The sequence below is a fragment of the Pseudomonas sp. 67(2021) genome (assembly GCF_017491835.1).
Taxonomy (GTDB): Bacteria; Pseudomonadota; Gammaproteobacteria; order Pseudomonadales; family Pseudomonadaceae; genus Aquipseudomonas; species Aquipseudomonas atacamensis.
Map to the genome: position 1 here is coordinate 506,189 of NZ_JAFGYL010000001.1, position 11,674 is coordinate 517,862.

An 11,674-nucleotide genomic window follows, 5' to 3' on the forward strand; every position below is an offset into this window, starting at 1 on the left:
CCTTAGGTGACCTTGACTTGACCGCTGCCATCCAGGCGCGCGGAGAAACTGACCTGACGCTTGAAACCCTCGACTTCCAGCAGGCCTTCGATACTGAAGGCCAGGCGCAGTTGATCGTGGTCACGCGGCAGGGAAATGACACGCACATTGCTCAGGCGTGGCTCGTAGGCTTCGATGAAGTTTTCGATAGCCAGGCGGGCCTGACTCAGGGAGTCGTGCAGGCTCAGACGCATGTCATTGAGATCGGGCAACCCGTAGTCGGCCAGCGTTTGCACGCTGCCGGCCCGGGTGCTGAGCATTTTGGCCAGATGGGCAGCCACTGACGCCATGGCACAGGCCTCAAGGCTGTTGCCCTTGCGTAGTTGTGCGTCGCCGTTGAGGCGTTCGAACAGGCTGCCGTATCCGTCCATGAGTCGCTCTTACTCTTTGTCCAGCTTGCCAACCAGCGACAGGGTGAAATCGGCACCCATGTACTTGAAGTGCGGACGCACATTCAAGCTCACGCGGTACCAGCCCGGCTCGCCTTCAACGTCGCTGACGATCACTTGCGCAGCGCGCAGCGGACGACGGCCACGCACTTCGGCGCTCGGGTTTTCCTGGTCGGCAACGTACTGACGGATCCACTTGTTCAGTTCCAGCTCGAGGTCGGTACGCTCTTTCCACGAACCGAGTTGCTCGCGCTGCAGCACTTTCAAGTAGTGAGCCAGACGGTTGACGATCATCATGTACGGCAGTTGGGTGCCGAGCTTGTAGTTCAGCTCTGCCGCCTTGCCTTCTGCGCTGATGCCGAAGAACTTCGGCTTCTGCACCGAGCTTGCGGAGAAGAACGCCGCGTTGTCGGAGCCTTTGCGCATGGTCAGGGAGATGAAGCCTTCCTCGGCCAGTTCGTATTCACGACGGTCGGAAACCAGAACTTCAGTAGGGATCTTGGTTTCGATTTCGCCCATGCTTTCGAAGTGGTGCAACGGCAGGTCTTCAACCGCGCCGCCGCTCTGCGGGCCGATGATGTTCGGGCACCAGCGGAATTTGGCGAAGCTGTCGGTCAGCTTGGTACCGAACGCGTAAGCGGTGTTGCCCCACAGATAGTGCTCGTGGCTGTTGGCAACGGTTTCCTTGTAGACGAACGATTTCACCGGGTTTTCTTCCGGATCGTACGGGTTGCGCAGCAGGAAACGCGGCACGGTCAGGCCAACGTAGCGCGAGTCTTCCGAAGTCCGGAAGCTCTGCCATTTGGCGAATTGCGGGCCTTCGAAGTGGTCTTTCAGATCTTTCAGATCCGGCAGGCCGGTGAAGCTTTCCAGGCCGAAGAATTTCGGGCCGGCAGCAGCGATGAACGGCGCGTGGGACATGCACGAAACGCTGGCCACGTACTGCATCAGCTTGACGTCTGGCGAGCTTGGCGACATGTAGTAGTTGGCGATGATCGCGCCCACCGGCTGACCACCGAACTGGCCGTATTCAGCGGTGTAGATATGCTTGTACAGGCCCGACTGCATGACTTCCGGCGAATCTTCGAAATCGTCCAGCAGGTCTTCTTTGGAGACGTTGAGGATTTCGATCTTGATATTTTCGCGGAAGTTGGTGCGGTCGACCAGCAACTGCAGACCACGCCACGACGATTCCAGCGCCTGGAAATCCGGGTGGTGCAGGATCTCGTCCATCTGACGGCTGAGCTTGGCATCGATCTCGGCGATCATGCGGTCAACCATGGCTTTCTTGACCGGCTCACCGTTGTTCTGCGGCTTGAGCAGCTCTTCGATGAACGCCGACACGCCACGCTTGGCGATGTCGTAGGCTTCGTCGTCCGGGGTCAGACGGGTTTCGGCGATGATGCTGTCGAGAATGCTGTATTCGCCGCTGGCGGCGCTCTTCTCTTGTGCTGCGCTAGTGCTCATTGTGTTGGCTTCCTTGGCAAGAGTCTCAGGCGTCCGGGGCTGCGGCGTTCAGGCCCAGCTCACCGAGTACGCGACCGCGGGATTCGTCGTCGGCGAGCACGCCTTCGATCGCTTTACGGAACGCAGGTGCGTTACCCAGCGGGCCTTTGAGGGCCACCAGCGCATCGCGCAGTTCCATCAGTTTTTTCAGCTCAGGCACTTGCTCGACCAGGCTGGCCGGGTTGAAGTCCTTCATCGAATTGACGCGCAATTGCACGGCCAGCTCTTCAGCCTCGCCATCTTCCTGCAGACGGTTCGGCACGCTCAGCGTCAGACCCAGCTCTTGCTTGGCCAACACTTCGTCGAAGGTCATCTTGTCGATGCTGATCGGCTTGCGATCTTCGATTTTGCGATCGTCCTTGCGGTGGGTGTAGTCACCGATTGCCAGCAGCTTCAGCGGCAGTTCAATCTCTTCCTGAGCTCCGCCGGTGGCGGGTTTGAAGGTGACGTTGATGCGTTCCTTGGGGGCTACCGAGCCTTCTTTGGCCATGGCTTTTCTCCTTGCGGTTGTGGCCCTGGGGCCTATTCGAGTACCACTTCGAGGTCGAGGTGGCACAGCCTGCGATAAATCTCTTCCTTGCTTTCACGTACGGCGTGGTTCTGCGGCAACAACTCGCAGCAACTGTGCAGCAGGTGCAGCACTTGCAATGCAAGATCGGGCTCCCAGGCGTGCAGGCCTGAGTCCTGTAATGTCTGATCGAGGGTTTCGAGCTGGTTCTTGGCCAGTTCGTATTTCTTGGCCAGGAAACACAGCCGCGCGAGGGTGAACTGCCAGAAGAAGCGTTCACGGCCACCGTGGGCCGATTGCAGGCCCTGCTTGAGAATCTGCACGGCCGGCTTCAAGCCTTCCTTGCGCAGGATCGGCTGAACTTCCTCGAGGGCTTTTTCCCAGGCCGGCTGGGTTTCGACGTTCTCGCTTTCGACCTTGCGCGGCGCGCTGGCGCTTTGCAGGTGCGGCATGACATTGGCGGCGATCCACGCCCGAGTGGACGGATCGGCAAACGGCGCGCCGTCATGGAAGCGCAACTCGATGATGCCCGGCAGGCGCTGAATCAAAAGCGCGAAGTGGATTTCCACTTCGCGCATGGCCAGCTCGGCGTTGAGGTTCTGGAGACATTCCCAGACCATCCTCTGGCCATCGAACCAGAACGGCGCCTTCGCCAGGCTCGCCTCCAGTTCCACCAGCAGGTCGGCGTATTTGCCCTGATCGAAACGGTCCTGATAGAGCTTGAGCTTTTCCAGCGGCAGACCGCGCAGCACGGTGATCTGCTCGGCGTTGCGCTCGGGCACCGCGTCGATGGTCATCCACAACAGCGTGCGATTGAGGCGCAGGGCGCGCAGATCGGTAGCCTTCTGCTTGAGCCACCAGGCACACAGCGGGCGCGCGCTTTCCTGCTGGGCGCGCAGGGCTTTGTGCGCATCCCGCTCGTTGTCGATCGGCGCGCCGGGGGTGAGCAGTTGGGTCGCGGCCTGCTTGACCTGCGCCACCGCCGCGCCCACCACACCGGGTGCCGGCTGGTTGTCGGCGGCGCGCTGAATCATGGTTTTCAGGCGGCGGGAGATCGGCAGCAGCAGCGGCGCGTCATCGCCCAGATGCTCAGTGCACGCGGCCTCAAGGCCGGCCAGGTGCTCGGATAGCTGCCGGAACATCGGCAACTGCTCTTTGATCGCAATGTTTTCGGTGATGACCTGCTCGAGACGCGGCACCAGCCAGCCGATCGCGGCTGCACGGGTGCGGGGTTTGAGCGGGTGAACGTCGGCCCAGTTGTTTTCCGACAGATGGTGCAGCAGACCGAGGCCGGCGAGCAGCCCGGGGAAGGATTCGCGCTGGTACAGCGACCAGGTCAGCCAGGCGCCGACACGCAGATCCTTGGATTGGGTACGCAGCAGATTTTCGCTGTTTTCGCGGATTTTCAGCCAGTCGATCTGCCCGCTTTCGTGCATCGACGAAGCCTTGGCCAGCTCACTTTCCAGCGCCTCGAATTCGCTCGAAAAACGAACGTCTTCGCCCGCGAAATTCTCTTTGGAAACAGAGACTTTTGCGAGTTCGAGGTAATGGGCGGAAAGTTTGCTTGAGTAGGACATCCATGGCCTTTATTAAGGATTACAGTCATGCGCGCGAATGGAGTTTCAGCAACGCGGGACAGTATCGAAGAGCAGTTCAGCGACTCATCCAATTGAGATGTGCTCTTTCAAGTGGGCGCATCGTAATCACTATGATGGCCACTAGCAAGCATCTGATTAAACAACAAGACGAACTGTTCATTGCGGTCTGTAGGAGATCGCCCTATATGTCGCAGGGGTTTCCCTGAGGCCGTTTATTAACTGGCGGATTTTACCAGCCCCCGGCAAACCCTTGACCCAGAGCCCTGCGCCGCAGCCGGGCGAGTTTACCTGACGCTCGTATCCTCGAGCGGCGTGCAGCATGCCAAATTCAAAAAAAAATAGAAGTAGGACACTTCCGAAAATAGCTGGTTTGCCTCAACAAGTTTTCCGCGACAACGATCAACGCAAAAAGTGCCACTATAATGATGGCATTTCATTATTCTGAAACTTTCCCGCGCCAACAAACACTGCCAACTCGATAGTTATCGAAGCCGCGTCCTTCAGATAGTTCTCGCATCACGACCAAGACTTCCACACCGGAATACTCTGACAAATTTCAGGGATACTTCTTACATCAATTAGTTTGCCGCGCCGCTAGCTTGCCCTGGCCACTTTTCATGCGCGGCGATCAGGGAGGACAGCATCGCGCTTTGACTCACTTTGCTTAAGGACAAGCCCATGTTCGGCAAAGGCCACTGCGCGCCATTCTCTCTGCATATCCCCGCCATTCGTCACGACTTCAAGGTGCTCGCGTTCACGGGCACCGAAGCCATCAGTCAGCTGTACGCATTTCGCCTTGAGCTGGTGAGCGAGCACGCGGATTTCGATCTGGAAAGCTTGCTCAGCCAACCTGCGTTTCTGCAGTTCGGATCAGCGGGCGAAGGCATTCACGGGCGGATCGAAAACGTCATGCTCGGCGAATCAGGCCAGCGCCTGACCCGTTATGAACTGACACTGGTACCGGCGCTGCATTATCTGCAACTGAGCCACGACCAGCGGATTTTCCAGCAACTGACCGTGCCGCAGATCATCGCGCAAGTGCTCAAAGGGCATGGCATCCAGGCCGATGACTTCACGTTCAATGTCACCGCCGGTGAGCCTCGTGAGTACTGCACGCAGTACGGCGAAAGCGACTTTTTGTTCATTCAGCGTCTGTGCGCCGAAGAGGGTATCGCCTGGCACCATCAACATTCGCTCGACGGGCACTTACTGGTATTCAGCGACAGCCCGGTGTTCGCACCCAAATTGGGTACGACAGCCTTTCGGGTTGATAGCGGCATGGTTGCCGAACACCCGGTGGTCAACCACCTGACCATGGGCTTCAACACCCGTACCAGCACCGTCACCCGCCGTGACTATGACCTCAAGCGGCCAAGCCTGCTGCTGGAAAGCCGCTTCACCGCAGAGTTCACGCCGGCTCTGGAGGAGTATCGCTATCCACTGTTGATGAAGTCCGAGAAGCACGGCAAACAGCTGGCGCGTCAGGCCTTGGAGCGCCATCGCAGCGACTATCAATGGATTGAAGGCAAAAGCGATCAGGCGATTTTGCGCAGCGGTCACTTGTTCGAGCTGAGCGAACATCCCAGGGCCGAGTGCAACGAGTTGTGGCTGTTGGTCAGTCTCAGTCACGAAGGCAAGCAACCGGCAGTGCTCGAAGAGGCTTTCAGCAGCGAGGCGAAACCTGCCGATGGTTTTTCCCAGGGCTACCGCAATACCTTCAGGGCCATTCCCGCAGAAGTGGTTTTCCGCCCGCCTTTGCCCGCGCCAAGACCCTTGCTGGTCTGCCAGACCGCGCGCGTTACCGGGCCTCCCGGAGAGGAGATCTTCTGCGATGAGTACGGCAGGGTTCGTGTCGAGTTTCCCTGGGATCGCGCTGAACGCAACAGCGAAAAAAGCAGCTGCTGGTTACGCGTAGCTTCCAGTTGGGCAGGTGACGGATTTGGTGCGGTGACCATTCCCCGGGTCGACATGGAAGTGGTCGTGACCTTCCAGGAAGGCGACTCGGACCAACCGCTGATTACCGGCTGCATCGCCAACAAGGTCAATGCCGTCGCCCATCCCTTGCCGGCGAGTAAAACCCGCACGGTATTACGCAGCCAGAGCTCACCGCGCAATGGCGGCTACAACGAACTGTCGATCGAGGATCGCGCCGGGCAGGAGAAGATCTACCTGCGCGCGCAGCGCGACCTTGAGCAACTGATCCTCAACGACAGCCGCAGCCTGATCACTCGAGACCGCCATGAGCATGTCGGCAATGACAGCACCAGTCTCATCGAGGGCAAGGATTCGCGCACTCATCAAGGACTGCGAAGCACAGTAATCAACGCCGACGACTTGTTGCAGGTCAGCGGCACCAGCAGCCAGACCTTGGGCGCTCTGGTGATCCAGGCCGGCCAGCAGGCGCATGTCACGGCAAGCAACGTGGTGATCGATGCCGGCATGAGCCTGACGCTGTCAGCGGGCGGTCATCACATCGTGATCAATGCCGGCGGGATTTTCAGCAGCGTGCCCATCGTTCAGGGCGGCGCGCCACTGCCGGGTCTCGCACCGCTACAACCGCTGCAAGTTGAGGCCGGCCTGCCAGCTGCGATCAACGCCACGCCGCTGTCGATCGTCAACAGTGCCCGCCAGCAGGCAGCGGATTTTTGCCCGCTGTGCGAAGCCTGCGCAGCGGGTCAGTGTGAGCTGGGAGAAGTCGCATGAGCCCGGTCGAACAATGGTTGCACGCTCAGTCCCGCGCCGGCTGTGAACTGTATCTGATGCTCGACACCGAGGGCCAAAGCGCAGAGCACGCTGCGTTGACCCGCGACCTCGGCACCGAGCGGTTTCGTCCGCTCTACAGCGGCACGCCGGCCGAGTCGCTGGTGCCGACCGGCCCGCTGCTGTTGCAAATCGATACGGCGCAGCATCCCGCCATCCAAACCTTGCTCGCCACGCCCGAGCGCAATTGGGGCTGGCTGGCCAGTGCCCGTCACGTCGAACTTGACGCGCTGGCGGCGCATTGGCGCGAGCGCCTGATAACCGGCGAACGCCCGAATCAGGCGGTGTACCGCGTGCATGACAACCGGGTTCTGGGCCGTGCGCTGGCGCACCTGCAACCCGAGCACCGCGCGGCGTTTCTCGGGCCATTCAACAGCGTCTGCTATTGGCACGCAGAGCGATGGAACGCCATCGACAACCCGGACCCCGGCCACCACCCGCTGCCGATGGATCCGCCTTGGCTGCACACGCCGACCCCGGAGCTGATCTACGCCAACGTGCTGTTCGACAACACCCGCCGTTACCTGGTCGGCGAACACACCGAAGCAATGGCCACGCTGGCCGAACAGCTCGACGTCGATGAGTGGCTGTGGGGCCTGATTCAACTGACGCAATTGTGGGGCTGGCAACAACCGGAGCAAGTGCATTTCTTGCTGACCCGCAGTTTGCAGTTACCGGGATATCGGCCAGGCAAATCATGGCTGCCCAAACCCGGTGAAGATCCGGCGATGCATTTTGAGCGGGTATATCAGGAAGCGTTGTATTGGCAGGGAGAGGTAGGACGATGAGGAACTTGAAACGAGGGTTGATGCTGAGTGGTTGCCTGGGATTGCTGGTGGGTTGTACGACGGTGAAGACCCCGAACACGTTTACGTTTGTTCCGGATTTTCCGCCCGGATTCAAGTACGACCTGACGGCCACCTATGTTCCGGCCAAGGGCCAAACATGCACCGTGCCTGGCGGGAGAAACACTCAGCTGGGATACAACAAAACCAATATGAAGTACGAAGGGACTTCCGAGATCCCGCTGTACAGAACCGTAAGCGAATGTCCTCTGGCGCTGAATTACATCGAGATCAAGGTCATCGGTATTTATGGTTCAGGACGAAGCAACTTCAGCTATGACTACGCCTCGATTGCTGTACGTCCGGAGTTGTTGGAACGACAGATGGATAGTTTCAGAGATGACGAGACAGCTGAGTTCTTTGGTGAATGCATGTGGTCTTTTCGCACGGTGGGCCCGAAGCGTTATCTGATCAAACTGCTGACCTGCAAAAAAATGGATGCACAGGGCAATGTCGGGCGGAGCCGTCCTTTCACGGCGTACACGCTGACTCAGCTTTCCGGAAAAACGGTGACTCTGAAAATCCAATTATCTGAGCGGGAAAAGCCCGCTTTTGGTGACACGTGGGTAAAAGTGCCCGGCGGATGGAAGCGCTGCATGGGGAAAGCCTTTGAGGATCAGGATGCGTTCTGTTTCGGCAATTACAAAGACTTCAGCACATTCAGGATGGTAGACGAGCGCATCTGCACTATTTACCCCGATTGTACTGAAAACAAGGATCAGACCCCATGAGCATTGAGCCGACAGATTCGGGCATTGCGGCCTTTATGCAAGGCAACATCCACGCCTGCCCAAGACGCGGACAAGCCACAAGTTTTCAATTGGTGGACGAGTTCGGTGATGGCAAACCCTACGCCGGTTTGACCTACGAAGCCGTCGATTACGAAGATATTGTTTATACCGGCAAACTGGATTCCTCGGGCTCCGGAAAAGTTCTTGATCATTACTGCGGTCCCGTAACCCTGAAGCTCAGTCAGTTTTATCAGGGTAAAGAGGAAATATATGCGCGACTGAAGGAACGACCGCACTACCCTCTTCCCATCACCGAACTCCAAGTCCGCGCCGAAAAAACCCGCTTCTTCCACAAAACAGGCACTCGCACCCAGGCCAACCCCGCCAAGGACCTGTCCGAAACCGATGCGTACTGCCAGGTCGAAGTCAGTGAACTGGTAAAACACATCGCCCACCTGCCGCCGCTGGCTGCTCGTCGCGACCCTCCGAAAAGGGCGGCGCACAAGCTCATGCGATCGGCGGCGAAGTCCAGAGACTTCACGCTCGTCGATAAAACTTCTGCGGATGGCGGACTGCACACAATCTTGAGTGCGGCGGAGATGGCCACCGTCGAACTGGGGTTTTCCCCGCCGCCGCCCAAGGGCGTCGCGCTGTTGCCGAACAAACATCATGTGCTGGAAGTACGTCCGATGAGAGCGCTACGGCCAATGCTGTCGACAGGCGAAGCGTTCTGCGCGCTTAACCTTTATCAGCTGTCGGTGATGGCGACGCTGAGCTACACCGATTTCGGGCAGGAACCCAACACTCAACCGGTGCAGACCGACACGGTAAGCTTTACGCTACAGCCCAGCAGCGGCAACTGGTTCGGCCACGCGCTGCCGCAGTTCGATGAGTTGTGGAAGGTCGATGACTCACAATCGCAGAAATACTATCCACTGTATGAAGACGTGCCGTATTCGAAACGCCTGGAAGTGGTGCCGTTTGACCCGAATCTTTACCCCGAAGTGAATGACCCCGCGTTAGGGAATCAACAAGAACACCCCGCCAGACTGCATTTTTTCGATGATCGCAAACAGGTCGAAAGCACGGACACTCAGGCTTTCATCTGCCACCACGACGAACTGATCCTGATCAGCGTGCGAGGTACCAGTGAGATCTGGCCCGACGGCCGGCGTGACGGCGATGCCTATCAGGTTCCCTTTGCCGAAGGCGAAGGCAAAGTGCACCGCGGTTTCTACGGTGGCGCTTTGGCGGCTTATCCATTTATCGTGACTTATCTGGAAAAATTCTACAGCGGGCAAAAGCTGCTGATCACGGGTCACAGTCTGGGCGGTGCAGTTGCATTGATCCTGTCCGAGATGCTGAGACGCAACCTGGAGTTCTCCCCGCAAATCGTGCTCTACACCTACGGCGCCCCCCGCGCCGGCGACACTACCTTCATCGAAAGCGCCCAGTCGCTGGTTCATCACCGCATCGTCAATCAGAACGATCCGGTACCGAGCGTGCCGGCGACCTGGATGAACACCTTTGCCAAGCCTGGGCCGATGTACGCAACCAACGCCGTGGTGCTGGGCTTCAACCCGGTCGCCGGCCTCGGCCTGCTGATCTGGGGAATCATCAATTTCTTTGGCGACGACTATGGGCATCACGGTGCTTTGCGCCATTTCATGCCCGTTGAGTTCGACAACGACCACCGATCCTCGCTTCTCTGGGAGCCGGGTTGCAGCACGATCGTCGATCACGGCTGCGCCAAGGCCCTGCGCGCTACCAACGGCTTGCCCGAACGCGGATCGTTTTTGCGGCAGTTGTTCTCCGCAGGTCACCACTCAATGGTCGGCAGCTACATCCCCGGCTGCTGGGCCAGCTTGCGCCGTTGGCAGGAAGCACTGCAGCTCAAGCGTTCGCTGGTGACCAATCGCGAATACGAGTGGATCAGCAGCGCCCTGGAGAATATTCAGCAACAGCTGCGGGCCGTTAAGCGCGATCTGCAAAACAACCACCGTTCTTACGTGCGAGAGCAGGAGCGCGTGCACAAGACGCTGATGCTCAATCAGGAAATAGACAAAATCAGCATGACCAAGGCCCACCTGACAGCGCTGCGCAGTCAACGGGTCACTGAGACCGACGTTTACGGCAGCTATGCCGACCAGCCCGAATGGGTCGAGGAAGGTCTGCTGCGCTGGAACGCCCACCCTGAAAACCTGGTTCAGGAGCAACTGGCGATGATCCCGCCAGCCGCTGAAGACCACGACGCCGCTATCGCCGCGATGACCGGTGGAAATGCAGTTGGCGCGCCGTTTCATCTGGATATTGATTCGATTGTGTAGCGCCTGAACAACGGGCGGGCAAAACATGGCTGTGCCAGAATCCAACGCTCGAAAATGCGATCCCTCTACTACAACTGCCAAGGAGCTTCATTTCATGGAACTGAAACCACTGTTTTTCGCCGCGCTCATGTGGCTGCCCATCACCCACGCGTCAGCGGAAACCCCACCATTGGACGGCCATTACTACCTGACCGGCGCAATGGAAATGGGCGCCGAGTTGCTGTTGCGAAAGGACGGCACCTTTGATGCCGGTGTGGCGTATGGCAGCGCCGATGGCTTTGCCAAAGGCACCTGGAAAGTCGAGAACCAGACAGTACTGCTGGAAAGCAAAACCAAGCCTGCCTCCAACAGCGATCTGGGCGGACTGTTCCAGGACCTGCAACTGGCGATCGAGCCAAACTGCCTGGCCGTGGATTTCGGCAACGGCAAGGCCTGCTTCCGACGCCAGTAAGCCAACAGACAGCCACAAAAAATGGGCACCCGACCGCAATCGGTGTGCCCATTTCTCATTTGCGGTTCTCCCCGTCATTCAGGGGAGCACGCTGCCATCAAGGATTGACGCTGTCTTTCAACGATTTGCCTGGCTTGAATGCCACAGTGTTGCTGGCCTTGATCTTGACCGGTTCGCCGGTCTGCGGGTTTTTGCCGGTGCGGGCGCCGCGGTGGCGTTGCAGGAAGGTGCCGAAGCCGACCAGCGTCACGCTGTCCTTGCGGTGCAGGGCGCCGGTGATTTCTTCGAGGACGGCGTTGAGGACGCGGTTGGCCTGTTCTTTGGTCAGGTCTGCCTTTTCGGCGATTGCAGCGGCGAGTTCTGGTTTACGCATTAGTGAAGCCCCTTTGACGGTTTTTTGTTGTTATGTCCGTGCTGTTCTCGTTGGAACAGCGCCCAAGGCGCCGCAGGCTCTACTCTGCGGCAGACGGGAGTGAGAATGGCACGCCGCCAACGGCGGCGCCAGTGTCCCCAAGACCTT

Annotated in this window: 10 protein-coding genes; 5 read left to right on the forward strand and 5 right to left on the reverse strand. The window is 58.7% G+C overall.

The annotated features are described in order from the left end of the window. Window positions 1-2: 2 nt before the first annotated feature. Genes tssE through tssA form a run of 4 tightly spaced genes read right to left on the reverse strand, consistent with a single transcriptional unit; the run spans window position 3 to window position 4,019 of the window. Window positions 3-410, reverse strand: a complete 408-nt coding sequence (gene tssE, locus J5M66_RS02325) for a type VI secretion system baseplate subunit TssE (RefSeq protein WP_007920274.1) — start codon at window positions 408-410, stop codon at window positions 3-5. A gap of 9 nt (window positions 411-419) precedes the next feature. Continuing rightward, a complete protein-coding gene (gene tssC, locus J5M66_RS02330) occupies window positions 420-1,895 on the reverse strand; it encodes a type VI secretion system contractile sheath large subunit (RefSeq protein ID WP_016772499.1) in 1,476 nt (491 codons plus the stop codon). Window positions 1,896-1,920: 25 nt separating this feature from the next. Then, a complete protein-coding gene (gene tssB / locus J5M66_RS02335; protein WP_016772498.1) occupies window positions 1,921-2,424 on the reverse strand; it encodes a type VI secretion system contractile sheath small subunit in 504 nt (167 codons plus the stop codon). Window positions 2,425-2,456: 32 nt separating this feature from the next. Then, entirely contained in the window at window positions 2,457-4,019 is a 1,563-nt protein-coding gene (gene tssA, locus J5M66_RS02340; protein WP_024014827.1) for a type VI secretion system protein TssA, read from the reverse strand. A 699-nt stretch (window positions 4,020-4,718) separates the two neighbouring features. Here tssA and tssI point away from each other — a divergent pair. The 5 genes from tssI to J5M66_RS02365 all read left to right on the forward strand — a co-directional run bounded on the left by tssI (window position 4,719) and on the right by J5M66_RS02365 (window position 11,154). After that, on the forward strand, window positions 4,719-6,743 hold the full coding sequence (gene tssI, locus J5M66_RS02345; RefSeq protein WP_207807582.1) for a type VI secretion system tip protein TssI/VgrG: 2,025 nt from the start codon (window positions 4,719-4,721) through the stop codon (window positions 6,741-6,743). Then, window positions 6,740-7,588: a DUF4123 domain-containing protein gene (locus J5M66_RS02350; RefSeq protein WP_122692313.1), complete on the forward strand. Its 849-nt coding sequence runs from the start codon at window positions 6,740-6,742 to the stop codon at window positions 7,586-7,588. Before tssI ends, J5M66_RS02350 begins: the two co-directional genes overlap by 4 nt. Further along, window positions 7,585-8,376, forward strand: coding sequence for a hypothetical protein (locus J5M66_RS02355; RefSeq protein ID WP_110599792.1), 792 nt, complete (start codon window positions 7,585-7,587; stop codon window positions 8,374-8,376). The genes J5M66_RS02350 and J5M66_RS02355 overlap by 4 nt, the downstream gene beginning before the upstream one ends. After that, window positions 8,373-10,703, forward strand: a complete 2,331-nt coding sequence (locus tag J5M66_RS02360; protein WP_207807583.1) for a lipase family protein — start codon at window positions 8,373-8,375, stop codon at window positions 10,701-10,703. The genes J5M66_RS02355 and J5M66_RS02360 overlap by 4 nt, the downstream gene beginning before the upstream one ends. A 94-nt stretch (window positions 10,704-10,797) precedes the next feature. Further along, window positions 10,798-11,154, forward strand: a complete 357-nt coding sequence (locus J5M66_RS02365; protein WP_024014828.1) for a hypothetical protein — start codon at window positions 10,798-10,800, stop codon at window positions 11,152-11,154. A 97-nt stretch (window positions 11,155-11,251) separates the two neighbouring features. Here the strand turns inward: J5M66_RS02365 and J5M66_RS02370 are convergent, their stop codons facing one another. Beyond that, window positions 11,252-11,527 (reverse strand): HU family DNA-binding protein, encoded by a 276-nt coding sequence (locus tag J5M66_RS02370; RefSeq protein WP_003213368.1) that lies wholly within the window; start codon window positions 11,525-11,527, stop codon window positions 11,252-11,254. Window positions 11,528-11,674 lie beyond the last annotated feature (147 nt).